The organism is Thermosulfuriphilus ammonigenes (assembly GCF_011207455.1).
Classification (GTDB): Bacteria; Desulfobacterota; Thermodesulfobacteria; order Thermodesulfobacteriales; family ST65; genus Thermosulfuriphilus; species Thermosulfuriphilus ammonigenes.
This window is the reverse complement of sequence record NZ_CP048877.1, coordinates 2,026,453-2,043,965: the sequence shown is the minus strand read 5'-3', so window position 1 is coordinate 2,043,965 and position 17,513 is coordinate 2,026,453. Positions and strand designations below refer to the sequence as shown.

Annotated in this window: 18 protein-coding genes; 14 read left to right on the top strand and 4 right to left on the bottom strand. The window is 55.7% G+C overall.

The annotated features are described in order from the left end of the window. Positions 1–86: 86 nt before the first annotated feature. The 3 genes from G4V39_RS09965 to G4V39_RS09955 all read right to left on the bottom strand — a co-directional run bounded on the left by G4V39_RS09965 (position 87) and on the right by G4V39_RS09955 (position 3,724). Positions 87–2,081 (bottom strand): tetratricopeptide repeat protein, encoded by a 1,995-nt coding sequence (locus tag G4V39_RS09965; protein WP_166032792.1) that lies wholly within the window; start codon positions 2,079–2,081, stop codon positions 87–89. Further along, positions 2,081–2,899: a hypothetical protein gene (locus tag G4V39_RS09960; RefSeq protein WP_166032791.1), complete on the bottom strand. Its 819-nt coding sequence runs from the start codon at positions 2,897–2,899 to the stop codon at positions 2,081–2,083. The genes G4V39_RS09965 and G4V39_RS09960 overlap by 1 nt, the downstream gene beginning before the upstream one ends. 219 nt (positions 2,900–3,118) lie before the next feature. Then, positions 3,119–3,724: an acyltransferase gene (locus G4V39_RS09955; RefSeq protein ID WP_166032790.1), complete on the bottom strand. Its 606-nt coding sequence runs from the start codon at positions 3,722–3,724 to the stop codon at positions 3,119–3,121. A 119-nt stretch (positions 3,725–3,843) separates the two neighbouring features. On the opposite strand from G4V39_RS09955, the gene queD reads away from it, so the two are divergent. The 9 genes from queD (at position 3,844) to G4V39_RS09910 (ending at position 11,383) form a co-directional block, all read left to right on the top strand. Continuing rightward, on the top strand, positions 3,844–4,221 hold the full coding sequence (gene queD / locus G4V39_RS09950) for a 6-carboxytetrahydropterin synthase QueD (protein ID WP_166032789.1): 378 nt from the start codon (positions 3,844–3,846) through the stop codon (positions 4,219–4,221). After that, positions 4,205–4,849, top strand: a complete 645-nt coding sequence (locus tag G4V39_RS09945; protein WP_166032788.1) for a radical SAM protein — start codon at positions 4,205–4,207, stop codon at positions 4,847–4,849. The genes queD and G4V39_RS09945 overlap by 17 nt, the downstream gene beginning before the upstream one ends. Then, complete coding sequence (queC, locus tag G4V39_RS09940; protein ID WP_166032787.1) at positions 4,842–5,531, top strand: 7-cyano-7-deazaguanine synthase QueC; 690 nt, start codon at positions 4,842–4,844, stop codon at positions 5,529–5,531. Before G4V39_RS09945 ends, queC begins: the two co-directional genes overlap by 8 nt. Further along, a complete protein-coding gene (locus G4V39_RS09935; RefSeq protein ID WP_246169671.1) occupies positions 5,515–5,904 on the top strand; it encodes a YkgJ family cysteine cluster protein in 390 nt (129 codons plus the stop codon). The genes queC and G4V39_RS09935 overlap by 17 nt, the downstream gene beginning before the upstream one ends. After that, positions 5,901–6,863, top strand: coding sequence for an HlyD family secretion protein (locus tag G4V39_RS09930; protein ID WP_166032785.1), 963 nt, complete (start codon positions 5,901–5,903; stop codon positions 6,861–6,863). Before G4V39_RS09935 ends, G4V39_RS09930 begins: the two co-directional genes overlap by 4 nt. Further along, on the top strand, positions 6,860–8,575 hold the full coding sequence (locus G4V39_RS09925) for an ATP-binding cassette domain-containing protein (RefSeq protein WP_210412094.1): 1,716 nt from the start codon (positions 6,860–6,862) through the stop codon (positions 8,573–8,575). The genes G4V39_RS09930 and G4V39_RS09925 overlap by 4 nt, the downstream gene beginning before the upstream one ends. Next, positions 8,541–9,695 (top strand): ABC transporter permease, encoded by a 1,155-nt coding sequence (locus G4V39_RS09920; protein ID WP_166032783.1) that lies wholly within the window; start codon positions 8,541–8,543, stop codon positions 9,693–9,695. Before G4V39_RS09925 ends, G4V39_RS09920 begins: the two co-directional genes overlap by 35 nt. Continuing rightward, on the top strand, positions 9,692–10,828 hold the full coding sequence (locus G4V39_RS09915) for an ABC transporter permease (RefSeq protein WP_166032782.1): 1,137 nt from the start codon (positions 9,692–9,694) through the stop codon (positions 10,826–10,828). The genes G4V39_RS09920 and G4V39_RS09915 overlap by 4 nt, the downstream gene beginning before the upstream one ends. Positions 10,829–10,912: 84 nt before the next feature. Then, positions 10,913–11,383 carry a chemotaxis protein CheX gene (locus G4V39_RS09910; protein ID WP_210412092.1) on the top strand — a complete coding sequence of 157 codons (471 nt, stop codon included), beginning with the start codon at positions 10,913–10,915 and terminating at the stop codon, positions 11,381–11,383. A 3-nt stretch (positions 11,384–11,386) separates the two neighbouring features. Here the strand turns inward: G4V39_RS09910 and G4V39_RS09905 are convergent, their stop codons facing one another. Then, on the bottom strand, positions 11,387–12,073 hold the full coding sequence (locus tag G4V39_RS09905) for a hypothetical protein (protein ID WP_166032781.1): 687 nt from the start codon (positions 12,071–12,073) through the stop codon (positions 11,387–11,389). Here G4V39_RS09905 and G4V39_RS09900 point away from each other — a divergent pair. The 5 genes from G4V39_RS09900 to G4V39_RS09880 all read left to right on the top strand — a co-directional run bounded on the left by G4V39_RS09900 (position 12,072) and on the right by G4V39_RS09880 (position 17,512). Then, positions 12,072–13,325: an MFS transporter gene (locus tag G4V39_RS09900; protein WP_166032780.1), complete on the top strand. Its 1,254-nt coding sequence runs from the start codon at positions 12,072–12,074 to the stop codon at positions 13,323–13,325. The two genes, G4V39_RS09905 and G4V39_RS09900, sit on opposite strands and share 2 nt — an antisense overlap. 73 nt (positions 13,326–13,398) lie before the next feature. Then, positions 13,399–15,087 (top strand): indolepyruvate ferredoxin oxidoreductase subunit alpha, encoded by a 1,689-nt coding sequence (iorA, locus tag G4V39_RS09895; protein ID WP_166032779.1) that lies wholly within the window; start codon positions 13,399–13,401, stop codon positions 15,085–15,087. A 32-nt stretch (positions 15,088–15,119) separates the two neighbouring features. Then, entirely contained in the window at positions 15,120–15,716 is a 597-nt protein-coding gene (locus G4V39_RS09890) for an indolepyruvate oxidoreductase subunit beta (RefSeq protein WP_166032778.1), read from the top strand. Continuing rightward, a complete protein-coding gene (locus tag G4V39_RS09885) occupies positions 15,698–16,579 on the top strand; it encodes a branched-chain amino acid ABC transporter permease (RefSeq protein WP_166032777.1) in 882 nt (293 codons plus the stop codon). The genes G4V39_RS09890 and G4V39_RS09885 overlap by 19 nt, the downstream gene beginning before the upstream one ends. Continuing rightward, positions 16,580–17,512 carry a branched-chain amino acid ABC transporter permease gene (locus tag G4V39_RS09880; RefSeq protein ID WP_166032776.1) on the top strand — a complete coding sequence of 311 codons (933 nt, stop codon included), beginning with the start codon at positions 16,580–16,582 and terminating at the stop codon, positions 17,510–17,512. Position 17,513: the final 1 nt, after the last annotated feature.

The following is a 17,513-nucleotide window of genomic DNA, read 5'->3' as shown; positions in this document are numbered from 1 at the left end:
AATGGCCGATGGCTTAAAGAGTCAAAGAAAAATGAGAAAAAAAGTTCACCAGAAGAGAAGTTTTTTTCCAAAGAGAAAATTCCTTCTCACAGGGAGCCATCAAGTTGTCTCAAATGGCCTTTGATGACCTTATCATCCGGGGCCAGGGAGAGGGCCCGATGAAGATAGCTCCTGGCTGCCTCCTTCATCCCCAGGTGGTAATAAATCCAGCCCAGAGTGTCCAGAATCAGCGGATCCTGAGGACGGCAAGAGGCGGCCTTTTCGGCCAGAAGACGGGCCTCGTCCAGGTCTCCCCCGGCCTCAAGGAGGCTCCAGGCCAGGTTATTGAGAACGGTGGCCTCTTGGGGGGCAAACTTTAGGGCCTGACGGTAGTATTTAATGGCCCGGTCAAGGTTCCCCTCCTCCCTGGCCAGATCGCCCAAAAGGGCCAGGGCCGGAAAAAAATCGGGAGCCTCGGAGATCAATCTCCGAAGGGCCGCCGCGGCCTCTGCCCTTTTACCGGACAAAAGGGCCACCAGGGCCCGAAGGTAGACCAGGGGCAGGCGATCTTCGGACAGCTTAAGGACAAGAGCGGCCTCTCTCAGGCGCCCGGCCTCAAGAAGGCCGGAGGCCGTAAGCGACACCGAAAGCCAGTCCTGCCCCTGAAGTTCCAGGGCTTTCTCCGGAGCCCAGAGGACAAAGGCCTCCAGGGGAGGCCGGTGGTGCTTGATAGCCTCGTCTCTGGCCAAACGCTCCCGGCCACAGGCCAGAAGGGACGCCAGCCGGAGCAAATAAGCGGCCTGAGAGTCAGGATATAGCCGGGAGAACATCTCTACTTCGGCCTCTGCCAGGGGGCAATTTCCCTGGCGGATGAGATCTACGGCCAGCACACTGTGGGCCTCCCTGGCCAGATCAGGGGCTTCAAGAAGGGGAAGAAGGTTAGCCGCAAGGGAAGTCCTCTCGCCATCGGCCGTCTCTAAGATGGCTAAAAGAAGCCTGGCCCGATAGGATGCCGGATTTATCTCTAAGGCCCGGGCCAGGGTGGCCTTGGCCTGTTTGTGATAGCCTGCCAACCATTGAGAAAGGCCCAGATAGTAAAGCCCCCGTTCATCCTCGTTTATGGAGACCGCCTGACTGAAGGCAAAGACCGCCCCTGAGTAGTCCGCCTCCCCGAGGCAGAGATGCCCTTTGAGATAGACCACCGCAAAACTCTTGGGATAGGAACGAGAGAGATCCTCAATTACCTGCCTGGCCTCATCGAGCCGGCCCATATGAAGGGCCACCTCGGCAAAACGAACAGCCAGGTCAAAGTCTTTGGGGCCGCCTTCCTGATAGAGCTTCTCATAGATGAAAAAAGCTCGATCCTTATAGCCAGCAAGGAGATAGAAATCGGCTAGATAGGCCCGGTAACGGCGGGCGGTCTTCTCCGAAGGGGCCAGGAGGATCATCTTCTTAAAGGCCGCCGCCGCGGCCTGAAAATCGCCCCTGTAACGGTAGAGATTACCCAGGGCCATATAGACCTCCGGCCGCTCAGGGGCCAGGTCTTTAGCCTTCAGATAACAGTTCTCGGCCCGGGCCAGATCTCCCCTAAAGAGATAAAAATCTCCCAGCTCCAAATAACAGCGAAAATCCTTGGGCTTTCGCTTAAGGACATCTCGAAAATAGCTTTCAGCCTGGGTCAGTTGCCCAGAGAAGGCCTTGAGGTTGCCCAGGATAAGCTGGGCGTAAGGGTTTTCGGGATCAATGGCCTCTATCTCCTTGGCCAGGGCCTCAGCCTTTTGATAATAGCCGGTAACCAGATAAAGATAGCCCAATTTTACCAGGATGCGGGGATCACGGCGATCAAGTTCCAGGGCCGTCTCCAAACTGCGGAGGGCCTCGTAGGGACGCCCGAGACGGATCTCCACCACCCCCAGCTGATACCAGAGCCGGGGGTCATCGGCCATAACCTCTTTGAGAGGCAAAAGAATGGCCAAGGCCGCCTCATAGTCCCCCTTCTCAATCAGGGCCTCGGCCCGGGAGAGTTTGACCTCCGGCGGCGGCCCCCCACCACAGGCCCAGAGAAGAAGGAGAATCAGCACCCCGAGGAGAAAAGACCGCATCAGAGCCTCCGAGCCATGGATATCAAAAGGGATAGGATCATCAGGACCACGGATACCAAAATAAGGTTATCCATAACCCAGCCCCAAAGGCCGGCCAGAAAAAGAAGCAATTGCCCCAGCAAACCGTATTCCTCCGGGGAGGAATAATCATCTCGTGCGGAAGGGGTCGGGGCTGCCGGCTTGACTCTATCTCGGGAAGCCTTATATGAGGCCAGGGGCTCCCCGGAAGGCCTAACAGTGGCCACCGGGGTCCGCACAAGAGACTCCTGCCCCCGGAGCTCTGAGTGTCGCCAAGCAGACCGCAGGCCGGTATCCGCCTCCTTTAAAACCACTTGAGGGGCGGATTGTCTCTTTCCCTCTCCCAGATACCCGGGGAGCTCCTTTACCAGAAGATCCCCGCGGGCCCCGAGTTCTTTGAGGATCTCCCTGGCCCTCTTCCGAGCGGCTTCAAGACGGGCCTGATCCCGGCGAAGTTCAAGGAGTAGCTCCCACCTGTCGGCCAGAAGGTACCGTAAATTGGCCTCCAGATAAGACTGCCTAAGGCCCCTTACCGCCGGATAACGGAGATCTATCGTCGCCAGAGGGGTAAAGCTGCCACTTTGAGACACCAGAGTGCAACGGGAAAGAGAGATATCTCGACAGATAAGGTGCCACTTAAGACCACCGCCACGGGAAAGTTCTCTCTCTATCAGGCTCCAGGCCTGGTCTGGTGAGGCCTTAAAACCTTGCGAGTAGGCCCCTGCCTCCTGAGGCCCCAAAAGACCCAGAAGAAAAAAGGCAATCAGCCACCAGCCCCTCCCCCAGAAACAGGCTCTCATATCTGCTCCCAACGCCCCGCTCAGGTTAACAGAAGTTTTGTCCAGCAAAAGACCCTATTATTACTTGATTATAAAACTATTTTTTGACAACCAGCCAATAAAAGCCCCAAAAAAAGCCATTGGGGGAGGAAGATTTCCTGAGAGAGGAAGAAGTCTGGTCAAATCAAGGAAGGCCCAACTAAAGACCTTTTTACTCAAAAAAACAGCTACATTCTCTGATTAGCCCGGGCTCCCTTCTCGCCCCGAGGTTGAGGTAGAAGAGATGGGCCTGGCCGGATTTCCGGCAACCACCGTCCCGGGAGGGACAGGTTTGGTGACCACCGCCCCGGCGGCCACTGTGGCCTGAGGACCGACCTCAGCCATAACCACGGCCCCCTCCCCTATCCAGGCATGGGCTCCAATCCGGATTACCTCTAAAGAGGATTCCTCTGCCGGGCTCAGACGACCGTCTGGCAAACGCCGGTGCTGTCTCTTACCACTGGGAATACTTACCCGGGAGGCCACCAGGACCCCTTCTTCAAGAATGGTCTTACCCAAGATGCAATAGGGACCAATATAGACCCCCCGGCCAACCATGGCCCAGGGATGGCTGAAGAAGGCCCCAAAGCCTATCTCCCACTCCCAGCTACATTTAGGGAAGACAAGCCAGTAGAAGGCGCGCCTTAAAAAGGTGCCCGGTAGCCCCGGGACAAGGGCCAGAGTCTGGGCCCAAAAGAGATAAAGCCGGCTTCCAGAGCACAGAAGGGCCTCAAGGCGCCAGGAAAGCCAAGGGAAGAAGACCAGCAACAGGGAAAGACCATTGAGGACGGCCTTAATTGGACCCATTTTTAAAAGATACCCAAGAACAAGAGGGGCTGGCAAGGAAGGGCCCCAGGGATATTGGCTAGGGAGATGATAGTGTGTAAGTTTTTAGACAAATTCCTAACCGAAGGAGAGAATTGTAGATGTTTGAGATAAAGATTCGTGATGACTTCTCCGCCGCCCACCATTTGAGAGACTATCCCGGAAACTGCGAACGCCCCCATGGCCATAACTGGTCGGTAGAGGTGGCCGTCTTCTGTGAGAGGCTCGATTCTCTGGGGATGGGTATTGATTTTCGGGAGGTTAAGGGCGCCTTAAAGGAGGTTCTCAGGGAGCTCGACCATCACAATCTCAACGAAATCCCACCCTTTGCCCAGAGAAATCCCTCCTCTGAAAACATTGCCGTCTATATCTTTGAGGAAATGGCCCGGCGCATTGATCGCCCGGGGATAAAAATCTCTGCCGTCACCGTCTGTGAGACCCCCAGGAGCTGTGTCACCTACTATGGCCCTAAGTCTTAAGGTGGCGGAGGTCTTTGTTAGTCTTCAGGGAGAGGGAACCCTGGCCGGATATCCCTGCTTCTTTGTCCGCCTGTCGGGATGTAACCTTCGCTGCCGCTGGTGCGATACCGCCTGGGCCTGGGAAGGAGGCCGGGAGGTGCCCCTTAAGGAAATCCTTGAGCGCTGGCGGGCCTCTGGGATCTCGTTGGTTGAGGTAACCGGGGGGGAGCCCCTTCTTCAGGCCGGAGTAATCGAACTAATGAAAGGTTTCCTTAAGGCTGGAGCTACCGTTCTTCTGGAGACCAACGGGAGCCAAAGTTTAAAAGGCGTTCCACAAGAGGTAATCAAGATCGTCGATTTCAAGTGTCCCTCAAGCGGAATGAGCGCCTACAATCGCTACGAAAATCTCCGGTATCTCCGCCGTCCTGATCAGATCAAGTTTGTCATTGCCGATCGAGAAGATTATCTCTTTGCTCGAAAAAAGATCGTCGAACTTGATCTGGTGAGGGTAGCAGAGGTCCTCATGTCTCCAGTCTGGAGGCAGATGGACCCGGTTGATCTTGCCCGCTGGATTCTAGAGGATAAACTGCCGGTGAGGTTTCAAATCCAGCTCCACAAGATTCTATGGGGGGAGAGAGCCGGTGTCTGAAAAGGCTGTTGTTCTTGTCTCTGGAGGGATGGATTCCTGTGTCTGTGCTGCGGTGGCCGCCGAGAAGGGCTACCGACTGGCATTTCTCCACGTCACTTACGGACAACGTACCGCGGCCCGGGAAAGGCGGGCCTTTGAAGAGATCGCCGAGTTCTATCAGGTACGGGAGCGTTTAGTGGCCGATATCGGCTACCTCAAAGAAATTGGAGGTTCGGCCCTCACAGACGAAACCATCCCCGTACCTCAGGAGGAGGGGGGCGGAATCCCCATCACCTATGTCCCCTTCCGCAACGCTCACCTTCTGGCCATTGCCACCTCCTGGGCCGAGGTCATTGGGGCCAGTCGGATCTTCATTGGGGCCAGTGAGGTGGATTTCTCCGGCTATCCGGACTGCCGAGCCAGCTTCTTTGAGGCCTTCAATCGGGTCATCGAGGAGGGGACCCGGCCGGAGACAAAAATAGTCATCACCACCCCCCTCATTCGTCTGGACAAGGCCGGGATTGTCCGCCTCGGTCTTCGTCTAAAGGCTCCCCTCCACCTTACCTGGTCCTGCTACGAGAGGCAGGATCTGGCCTGCGGACGATGTGAATCATGCCGTCTGCGACTGAAGGGGTTTGCTAAAGCCGGAGTCAAAGACCCCATCGCCTACGTTGGAGGCTTAAGTGGTGAAAAAGATATTTGAATGCCGGAGGTGTGGCTTCTGTTGTCAGGGAGAGAGCACTGTCTCTCTGAGCCCTGAAGAACGCCGACGGATCGCTGACTTCCTTGGTCTGGGGCTCCAGGAGTTTCTTACGCAGTACTGCCGCCAACAAGGCAACCGGGTAGAGATGAAGGTCGTCAATGGCCATTGTATCTTCTACGACACCAAGGACTCCTTGTGCCGTATCCACCCGGTAAAACCATTCCATTGTAAAAGATGGCCGCTTCATCCGGCCATTTTAGAGAGTCTGGAAAACTATCAGACCATCTCCAGCACCTGTCCAGGTTTTAATCCTCAGGCCAGCTATGAGGAAATCTGCGCCTTTGTCCGCGGTAGCCTTGAAAACCCAAAATGAAGCCCCGAGGTCTCCTTCTCCTTGCCGCCGCTTTAGGGGTCATCTTTCTGGCCGCGGCCTTTAGTATTTATCGCCAGAGAGAGGCCCAGCGTTTGCCTCCAGGCTTTGTCTTTGCCAGCGGACGCCTGGAAGCCGAGGTGGTCACGGTGGCTACCCGGATACCGGGCAGGGTCAAAGAGATCCACTTTACCGAGGGAAAGGAGGTTAAAAAGGGAGACCTTTTGGCCCAGATAGAAGCCGAGGAGCTTAAGGCCCGCAGGGCCCGGGCCCTGGCTGGTCTCCAGGAGGCTCAGGCCCGTCTTCAGATGGCCCGGGCCACCCTGGAGAAGGCCCAGGTGGCCTACGAACAGGCCCTCAGAGATCAAAGACGCTATCGGGAACTGCACCGGCGAGGAGTTATCTCCCAGAAGGAATTCGAAAGAGTAGAACTCCTCTTTCAGACCCGACGGGCTGATCTCAGGCTGGCCAGAGAGGGGCTTAAAGCCGCCCAAAAGGGCGTCTCTCAGGCCAAGGCGGCCCTCCAAGAGGTGGAGGCCCTCCTTGATTATAGCCAGATCAAGGCCCCCATAACCGGGGCCATTATCCGAAAGCTGACCAACGTAGGAGAAATGCTATCGGCCGGAGGCCCCCTTTGCCTTATGGCCGATCTTGACCAGCTCTACCTTAAAGCTTACGTCCCCGAGAGGGAGATTGGCCTTTTGGCCTTGGGACAAGAGGCCCGGGTCTATGTAGATGCCTTTCCGAAAAGGGGATTTCCCGCCCGTGTAGGCTACATTGCCCGGAAGGCCGAATTTACTCCCAAAGAGGTCCAAACCAGGGCTGAGAGGGTAAAGATGGTCTATGCCGTAAAGCTCTATCTTCAGGAAAATCCGGGCCATATTCTCACCCCAGGCATGCCGGCCGATGCCCTCATCAGGATCTCCCCTGAAGCCCCATGGCCCAAGAGACTCCCCCGATGAGCCACCCGGCGGTAGTCATCAGAGGGCTACGCAAGAGATACGGCCGGATAGAGGCCCTGGGTGGCCTGGATCTGGAGATCCCTAAAGGGGAAATCTTTGGCCTTATTGGCCCTGATGGGGCCGGAAAGAGCAGCCTTCTTAAGATAATCGCCGGAGTCTTAAGTCATGACGAAGGCCAGGTCATCGTCCTGTCTCAACCTCTGGCCTCAGAGGAAGACGCCGAAGCAATCAAGGGGCGTCTGGGGTTCATGCCTCAGGGGCTGGGACTCCACCTCTACCCGGAACTGACCGTGGAGGAGAACCTGCGTTTTTTTGCCGAGTTAAGGCTTGTCCCGGAGAAAGAGTATTACCGGCGGCGGGAAAGGCTCTTGGCCATAACCAGACTGGCCCCCTACCCTGACCGGAAAGTGAAGGATCTGTCTGGAGGCATGAAACAAAAGTTGGGGCTGGCCTGCACCCTTATCCATCAGCCGGAGCTAATTATTCTTGACGAACCCACCACCGGGGTTGATCCCCTATCGCGCCAGGAGCTCTGGGCCATCGTGGCCGAACTGGTAGCCGAAAGGGAGCTTACCGCGGTTATTTCCACCTCCTACCTGGATGAGGCCAGTCGCTTCCATCAGCTGGCCCTGCTCTCCGGCGGCCGGATAATCGCCCGGGGAACACCGGAAGACCTGGCCCCGGAGGGGCTGGAGAGCTGGTTCTTCCGGCTGGCCGAAAAGCACCACCCAGTGGCCTATCTTCCTCCCGTCTTAAAGGGCGAAGGGGAGCCGCCCTCAGGGCCGGTAATTGAGGCCCGGGAGCTGGTTAAGGATTTTGGTCGTTTTCGGGCGGTGGATAGAGTCAGCTTTTCAGTAGCTGCCGGGGAGGTCTTTGGTCTGCTTGGTCCTAACGGAGCCGGCAAGACCACCGTAGTCCGCATGCTTTGTGGTCTCCTTAGACCCAGCCGGGGAGAGGGACGGGTGGCCGGGGTAGATATGAGGGCCCCCGGCCGCCATATTCGCCAGAGAATCGGCTATATGTCCCAGAGTTTCTCCCTTTATAGAGATCTCACCGCCCGAGAAAACCTTTGGCTCTACGCCGGAATCTATGGGGTTAGAAACGAAAAGGAGGTCATGGAGGCCTTGGTGGACCTCTGTCAGCTCAAGGGGTTTGAGGAACGCCGGACCGCCGACCTTCCCCTGGGAGTCCGTCAAAGGCTGGCCCTGGCCTGTGCCATCGTCCACCGCCCCCAGGTGGTCTTTCTGGACGAGCCCACCTCCGGAGTTGATCCTCCCGGCCGGAAGCGCTTCTGGGAGATTATTTATCTCTTGGCCCAGGAGCTGAAAATAACCGTCCTGGTGACCACCCACTACATGACGGAGGCCGAATACTGTGACCGCCTCTGCCTGATGCATGAAGGACGAATCATCGCCGAGGGAACACCAAAGGCCCTCAAAGAGGCGGTGTTAAAGAGGGCCGGTCGGCCAATAAGTCTCCTGGTCTCCAACCCCCTGTCTGTGTTAAGGGAGCTAAGAGGAATGGGCCTTCAGGCCACCCTATATGGAGCCCGGATCAGGGTTCTGGCCCCGGAAGAAAAAATAAACGCCCTTAAGGCCTTCTCTCCTCGTGGCCTTCTCCCCGAGGAGATCACCATGGAAGACGTCTTCGTCTATCATATTTTGAGAGAGGAAGGTCATGGAATGGAGAAGAATCAGGGCCTTGGTAGTTAAGGAAAGCATCGAAATCCGGAAGGACCCCCTCTTCATGACCATGGCCTTTCTGGTGCCCTCGATCCTGATGATCCTCTTTGGCTACGGACTCTCTCTGGACGTAGAAAATATTCCCCTGGCCATTGTGGATCAGGATGGCAGTGATAGCAGTCGGGATTACCTCTACCACTTTATCCAGTCTCGCTATTTTTCTCTCAAAGGGAGCTACCATAAAGAGGACGAGGCCCTAAAACGTCTTGTCGAAGGAAAAATCCGGGTAGTAATTATCGTCCCTCCGGGGTTTGAACGAGATCTCCATCAGGGCCGGGCCGCCTATGTCCAGACTATTGTCGATGGTATCTTCCCCTACCGGGCCCAGATGATTAAGGGCTATCTGGCGGCCATAAACGGAACCATCAATCGCCAGCGTTTGAGGGATCACCTGGCCCGGAAATCCGGTCTTCCGCTGGAGAGGGCCGAGACCTTAGTCAACCCGGTTCGCCTGGAGGTACGCTACCTTTTCAACCAGGAGGTAAAGAGTATCCACTCTATTGCCCCGGCCTTAATCGGAATGGTTCTCCTGATGACTCCGCCACTCCTTACCGCTGTGGCCATTGTCCGGGAGAAGGAAACCGGATCCATTTTCAATATCTACTCCTCGACCATAAGTCGGCTGGAGTTCGTCATCGGAAAGCTCCTGCCCTATTTTGTCATCTCCTGTTTCAACGCCCTTGTCCTCTGGCTTCTGGCTATTTACGTCTTTAAGGCCCCTTTTAGGGGCAGTTTCTCCTTCTTTTATCTTTCAGCGGTGGCCTATGTAGCCGGTAGCACCGGCCTGGGACTCCTCATTTCCACCTTTGCCCGGAGTCAGATTGCCGCCATCATGGTGGCTATGGTGGCCACCATGATTCCCTCCTTCCTCTACTCGGGAATGCTGGTCCCGGTATCTTGTCTGGATCGGGCCGGTCAGATAGAGGCCCGGCTCTTTCCCTCCATGTATTTTACGGCCATCCTCCACGGAACCTTTCTTAAAGCCAGCAGATGGCAGACCTTCGGCCCGGAGATCGCCTTCATCGTCTTCTACGCCCTGTTGATGCTCTTTCTGGGATATAAACTCTTCCGCAAAAGGGTCAAAAGATGAGGGCCAGTCTTAGGCGAATCTATGTCCTCACCATCAAGGAGCTCCTTCAGCTGGTAAGGGATACGGCCCTTATTGTGGCCACGGTCTATCTCTTTCTGGTGGACGTCTATATCGCTGGCTCGGGGGTAAGTATCTCCTTGAGGAATACCCTCCTTATGGGTCTTGACCATGACCGCAGCCATCATTCAAGGGAGCTTATGGCCCGCTTCACCAGCCCTTATTTTATCTATGCCGGGGAGGTTGCCCGAAGTCAGGAAGCCATCAGGCTTCTGGAACGGGGAGAGGCCATGGTTGTCTTGGATATCCCCGAGGGTTTTGAGGCCGACATTGCCTCGGGACGGGGCACAGAAGTCCAGATGCTGGTGGACACCAGCAACTCTGCCATCGGATTTCTGGCCGCCAGTTATGGTGGCCAGATTGTAGCTACTTTCAGCCAAGACCAGGCCTTTGAGCGCCTGGGGCTCAAAGATGAAGACCTCGAAAAGCTCCCCCTCATAATCAACCGAGAACGAATATGGTTCAACCCCAATCAGCGTGAGCCCTGGTTTATGTCTGTTTCTGAGCTCCTTACAGTGATCACCCTTCTGACCATGCTCCTTCCAGCGGCAGCCATGGTCCGGGAGAAGGAACGCGGAACCATTGAGCAGCTGCTGGTCTCCCCTCTTGGCCCTCTGGAGATCATGTTCTCCAAGGTTTTGGCCATGACCGGGGTTATTTTGGTGGGCACGGCGGCCTCTATTGGTTTTGTCTTGGAGCCGATCTTCAAGGTGCCTTTGAGGGGCTCCTTGCCGCTCTTCTTTCTGGCCACGGCCCTCTATGTCTTTACCTCCTGCGGCTACGGCCTTTTTATCGCCACCTTAGCCCGCAACCTGGCCCAGGTAGGGCTTCTGACCATCATTGCCATCGCCCCCATTATCTTTCTCTCTGGCACCTGGACTCCCCCGGAGGCCATGCCCTTCTGGCTAAGGGAGCTGATGGTCTTCTCTCCCCTCCATTACTACATCCTCATCACCTATGGCATTTTCCTCAAAGGAGTGGGGCTCAGAACCCTCTGGCCAGAGTTTTTGGGCATGATCACCCTCGGTCTGGCCATATTCGCCTTTGGCGCCTACCGCTTCCGACGCCAGTTCTGAAGGATAGAAGACAGTTATTGAGGATTAAGGTGGAATGTTTCCTTGCCGATTAAATATTCGATTGGAAGTGATAAGGAGGAGAGTATGGCCCGAATGGACGTTCGCTATATCAACCCCTTTCTCTCGGCAGCAGTAAATGTCTTGAAGACTATGGCCATGACCGAGGCCAAACCGGGAAAACCTTACATCAAAAAAGATGGCACAGCCACCGGAGACATCACCGGAATTATCGGCATAACCGGTGACAAAGAGGGTTCCCTATCCATCACCTTTACCGAACCATGTATTCTCCATATCCTGGCCAACATGTTAGGAGAGAAATACGATGGTATTACCGAGGAGGTGAAAGACGCCGTCGGTGAGCTGACCAACATGATCTGCGGCAACGCTCGCCAGATGCTCCAAAAAGACGGACTCAACCTTTCGGCCTCCATTCCTACCATTGTCACCGGTAAGGGACACACCATCAAACACCTCTGTAGCGGCCCCAAACTGGCTATTCCCTTCAGCACCGAAGCCGGAGAATTTACCGTGGAGGTTTGTCTAAGCGATTAGCCCTCAAGAAAGAGATTTCTCGGTAACCTCCTGAATATCCATCAAAAGATCAGAGAAAAGGCCTGGTTGTTTTTCTTCTTCAGGGCGCCAGGAAAGGATCGGCTCGATTTCAGCTCCCAAGGATCTCTGGGCTAAGGGGATCATATCCCGCTCCAAAAGACGTCGGGTCAGGGTGGGACGGATGGCCTCTATCAACTGAAAAAAGGTAAAGAGTCGCCGAAAGACGCGGCGATCATACTCATCGGGCTCTTTCCCCCCCTGAAGATAATCGTCTATATCGTAGGCCAGAATCTTCAGGCGATGGAGCAGGGGAATCTTGACCTGGGAGCGGACCATCTCTTCTAAGAGATTAAACTCCCAGGCAATGGCCGCATAAGAATCCAGGCTGAAATCCTCCAGCTGGAGCATCTCCCGATACCACTCCGAGAATTTGGTCTTGAGATAGTCGGCCAGGGTGAGAAAGTCTATCTGAGTCCGCTGGAAGCGGACTTCCTCCACGGGGAGTCTGGCCAGGTTGGCCACCTGGGAGAGGGAAAGACCGCCTCCAACATATATGTGGAGCAGGGCGGCCAGATAGTGTCTTTCGGAAAAGACTATTCTTTTGCCCTTTATGGTCGCCTTAGGTGGGCGATTGCGATATCTTTCTAAAGCCTCGCCCACCCAGCGGGCGGCCAGAAAAGTGTGCCTCATGGCCAAAAATTATCACAAATTCAAAGACATAAAAGAGGCCCTTAGCAGAGGGCTTCCTGCCTCAAAGGCCCTTTTAGTGGCCGGTTTATACTTTGCCGAGGGGGCCCCTTTCGGCCTGCTCTTTGTCCTCATGCCCGTCTTTCTGCGCCTTGAGGGGACAGGTCTCAAGGAGATCGGACTTCTCTCCCTCCTTTCTCTCTTCTGGAGTGCCAAACCTCTTTGGGCCTATCTGGTAGACAGCCTGGGAGAGTATCGTTATTGGATCCTGGCCAGCTGGTTGATAATTATAGCCGCCTCTCTGGTCCTCGGGGTTTCGGCCTCCCAGGTGGCCCTGGTGACCGCCCTTTTAGCCCTGGCTCTGGCCGGGGCCAACCAGGACATCGCCATCGATGGTCTGACTATCACCATCCTGGAGAAAAAAGAGCTCGGCATCGCTAACGGTATCCGGGTGGCGGCTTACCGCCTGGCCTTAATTGCCACCGGCGGGGGGCTGGTGGCCCTAAGTGAGATCCTTCCCTGGGAAACGATCTTTCTCCTTTTTGGGGCCATCTTTCTGGCCCTCATGCCCCTTTTAAGCCGCCGGCTGATAGGCCCCCCAGCTGCAGAATCGGCCAGAAAACAGAGGGGAGTCCGCCAGACTGTCGTTTTTACCTTCAGGAATCTCTTAAAGAGACCGGGCATTGTTCCGGCGGCTGTCTTTATACTCCTCTTTAAGCTGGGAGACACCGCCATGGGGCCCATGGTCCATCCCTTCTGGGTGGATGCCGGCTTTTCTCGAGCCGAGATCGGCCTGATCTCAGGCTCCCTGGGAACGGCGCTCTCTATTGCCGGGGCCATGGCCGGGGGGATAATCACTAGCCGGATCGGCCTTGTTCGCGGACTTCTCTACTTAGGAGCCGCCCAGGCCCTGTCCAATCTTGGCTATGCCCTGGCCGCCGCTCTAGAAACAAGCCGCCCCCTGGTCTATTCGGCCTCCGCCCTGGAAAGTTTTACCGGAGGTCTAGGAACGGCCCCGTTTCTGGCCTATCTTATGGCCCTCTGTGATCGCCAGGCCGCCGCCAGCCAGTATGCCCTGCTCTCCACCCTGTTTTCTCTAACCCGCTCTCTCTCGGGGGCCCTCAGTGGTTGGTTGGCCGAGGCCCTGGGCTACGCCAGCTTTTTTCTAATGACCTTCTTTCTGGCCCTCCCCGGGCTTCTCCTTGTTCCCCTGGCCGCAAAGGCCCTCGATTCAGGTAAAACCAACAAGCGTTAAAAAATTGACACTTTTAGTCATGACGTTTAAAAAGGAGCGCCAAGACCGACAGAAAATTGATTAGGAGGCCCAAATGCATCCACTACTTACTGACCAGCCAGGCGAAAAGCTCCTGCTCTTGGGCAATGAGGCCATTGCCAGGGGAGCCATAGAGGCTGGGGTGGGTCTGGCCGCAGCCTATCCCGGAACCCCCTCTTCGGAAATTGCCAACACCCTTTTTCAGATATCCCGGGAGACCGATCTATGCTTTGAATTTTCAGTAAACGAAAAGGTGGCCATGGAGGTAGCAGCCGCAGGAGCAGCGGCTGGAGTCAGAACCCTTACCTGTATGAAACATGTAGGTCTTAATGTGGCTGCCGACGCCCTTATGACCCTGGCCTATATCGGGATCAAGGCGGGGATGGTAATCGTCACTGCCGATGACCCTTCCATGCACTCCAGTCAGAACGAACAGGACAATCGCTTCTACGCCCGTCTCTCCGGCCTGCCCATGCTTGAGCCGGCCAACCCCCAGGAAGCCAAAGAGATGACGGTCTTTGCCTTTGAGCTTTCTGAACGCCTGGAGTTACCGGTGATCCTGAGGACAACCACCCGGACAAGCCATGTCCGGGCCCCGGTGACCCTTGGGCCCCTGCCGGAGACCACCCGGACAAAAGGACACTTTGAAAAAGAGCCCGGAAGATTTGTCCCGGTGCCCGCAGTGGCCCGGGCCCGACATCAGGTGCTTCTCCAGCGAGGCAAAGAGGCCCAGGTAATGGCCGATGGCTCTCGCTTCAATCAAAGAATCGGCCAAGGGTCTCTGGGAATCATCACTAGCGGAGTAGCTGTCAATTATGTGCTTGATGCCCTGGAGGCCTTAGAGATCCAGGACCGGGTGGAAGTCCTTAAACTAGGGTTTACCCACCCTTGGCCCGTAGGGCTCCTGAGCGAGTTCCTCAAATCTGTAGAAACGGTCCTCGTGGTTGAGGAGCTTGAACCCTATCTGGAAGAGGCAGCCAGAGTGGTGGCCCAGGAGAGGGGAATCAAAGTGGACATTTTGGGCAAGGCCTCTGGCCATCTTCCTCGGCTGTACGAATTTAATCCGGCCCAGATACGAGAGGTAATCGCTGAAGTGGCGGGTATCGAACACCATCCACCCCAAAGGCCGGACCTTTCCTGGCTCCCCGAACTCCCCCCCCGGCCGCCCTCTCTTTGCCCCGGGTGCCCCCACCGGGAGACCTATTTGATCATCAAGGATGTGCTCAAGGACCTTGGAGAAGAGGCCATCTACCCCACCGATATCGGCTGTTACACCCTGGGGCTTCTACCCCCTATCCAGATGGCCGATTACCTCATCTGCATGGGATCAAGTGTAGGCAGCGCCTGTGGTTTTTCGGCCACCACCGACCAGAGAATCATCTCCTTTATCGGAGATTCGACCCTCTTTCATGCAGGGCTTTCTCCCCTGGTCAACGCTGTTTATAACCGACATCGCTTCACCCTGGTGGTCCTTGACAACGAGACCACCGCCATGACCGGACATCAACCCACCCCCTCTCAGGAAATCATGCCCCCTGGTTATGAACACCCCAGGGTCTCTATCGAAGAGATCTGTCGGGCTGCAGGCGTAAAGAAGGTAGTTACTATCAATCCCTATCAAAAAAAGGAGGCCAGAGAAAAGGTCAAAAAGGCCCTGGAGGGAAGAGACCTTTCGGTCATTGTCTCGCGGGCCCCGTGCATCCTTTATGCCCGCAAGTTTGGTATCTCAAAGGCCAAATCCTAGAGACATTAGCTCTTTACGCTACAGGAGGAAACATGAAGAAGATCAAGATACTCTTTGTTGGTGTTGGCGGCCAGGGAATCCTTCTGGCCACCAGAGTCCTGGCCGAGGCGGCCCTAAAAGACGGAGTGCCCGTGGTGGCCAGTGAGGTCCATGGCATGGCTCAACGCGGCGGGGTGGTGGAGGCCAACGTCCTTCTGGGAGGCTATCGAAGCCCCCTTATTGCCGAAGGCGAGGCCGATATCCTGGTTTCTTTTGAACCAGTAGAGGCCCTCCGGGCCCTTAACCGCTGTCATGAAAAAAGCATCATCATTACCAGTACCAGCCCCCTGGAGCCCTTCACGGTAAAATCCGGGCTGGCCAGTTATCCGGAAATAGAGCCAGCCCTTTCCCGGATAAGGGACTCCTTTGCTAAGCTTGTAGCCTACGATGCTGCGGCCCTGGCCCGCGAGGCTGGCACGGCCAAGGCTGTAAATATTGCCCTTTTGGGCACCTTGATGGCTACGGATATGGTCCCTGTCTCCAGTCAGACAGTCAGGGAGACCCTAGCCCGCCTGGTCAAGGCAAAGTTCCGGGAGGCCAACCTTAAGGCCTTTGAGCTCGGCTGGCAACAATGGGTGGCCCAGAGATAGCCCAATTCCTCCTGGCCGGAATCATGAACGGGGCCATTTACGCCCTGGTAGCCCTGGGATTCTGCCTGGTGGAGGCTTCAACCAAAATAGTCAACTTCACTCAGGGAGATTTTCTCACTCTGGGAGGAATGGTTATGTTTAGCCTCCTCAACCAGGCCCACCTGCCCTATCCTCTGGCTTTTGCTCTGACCATTGTCACCGTGGCCGGAGTAGGATTCCTCCTAGAACGTCTGGCCCTTCGCCCGGCCAGATCCAAAGACGTCCTAACCTTGGTCTTTATCACCATTGGGGCTTCTATCTTTTTGCGAGGAATAATCAAGCTCACCTGGGGCAAAGAGCCTCACAGTCTTCCGGGCCTTCCCGGTAGAGAGGCAATTTCCCTTCTCGGGGCCACTACGTCCGCCCAGGGCCTCTGGATCCTGGCTATTACCGGAGCCATTGTCTTGGGGCTTCATCTTTTTTTCTCACGCAGTCTATGGGGAAAGGCCATCAGGGCCGTAGCCTCCAACCGACAGGCCGCCTCCCTTGTGGGCATTCCGGTCTCCCTTATGATCGCGGGTTCCTTTGCCTTGGCCGGGGCTTTAGGGGCCGCGGCTGGTGTTCTCATAACCCCTATCACCACTGTTTCTTTTGATACCGGGGTAGTTATCGGGCTCAAGGGCTTTGCTGCCGCTGTTTTGGGAGGCTATGGCCACTTTGGCGGAGCTATCTTGGGGGGAATTGTTCTGGGGGTAAGCGAGACCATAGCCGCCGGCTTCATCTCCTCAGCCCTAAAAGACGCCATTGCCTTTGTTGTCCTTCTTCTGGTTCTCTTCTTTCGTCCTCAAGGGCTTCTGGGGGCGCTTCCTTCCGAGAGGGCCTAGATGGATGGCAATAAGAATTATCTCTTTCTGCTTATAATCGGAACCCTCATTCTGACCGTACCTTTATTTTTAAAAAACCCTTACTACTTAAATGTCCTTAACATTGTCGCCCTTCACACCATCATCGTCGTCGGACTCACCCTCTTTATCGGCTATGCCGGCCAGATATCCCTTGGGCACGGGGCCTTCTACGGCCTGGGGGCCTACGGAGCGGCCTTGCTGTCTCTAAGGGGCCTTAACCCCTGGGTGTCGGTACTCACCGGCGGCCTTATTGCCGCCATAACCGCCATTATTTTAGGAATCAAGGCCCTCAGACTCCGAGGGCACTATCTGGTCATGGCCACCCTGGGCTTTAACCTTATTGTTAGCCTTCTGATAATTGAGCTAGAGGAGCTCACCGGTGGCCTAACCGGGCTCCCGGGTATTCCCCCCCTTTGTCTCGATGGCAGCTGGTGCCTTGATAGCGACCGCCGATTTTATTTCTTCATCTGGCCCCTGACCATGGGGGCCATACTGGTCACCCTCAACCTTATCTCCTCCCGCTTCGGACGAGCTCTGCGGGCTATTAAAGCCAGTGAAATAGCAGCCGCTACCTCGGGTATAGACGTTCCTCGCTACAAACTAATCACCTTTGTCTATAGTGCCGCCCTGGCAGGGGTGGCTGGCGGCCTTTATGCCCACTATCTTTCCTTCATAAGTCCCAAGACCTTCGATATCTTCTTCTCTGTCGAGATAGTCACCATGGTTCTTATCGGTGGGGCCGGCAATATCTGGGGAGCCTTGGCCGGAGCAGGCCTTCTTACCCCTTTGCCTCAGGTGCTCCATTTCTTTGAAGACTATAAAGACCTGGTCTATGGTCTTATCCTTATGGGGATTCTCATCTTTAGCCCTGAAGGTCTGATCGGTTTCCTGAGGCCTCGCCGGCAGCGTTAGG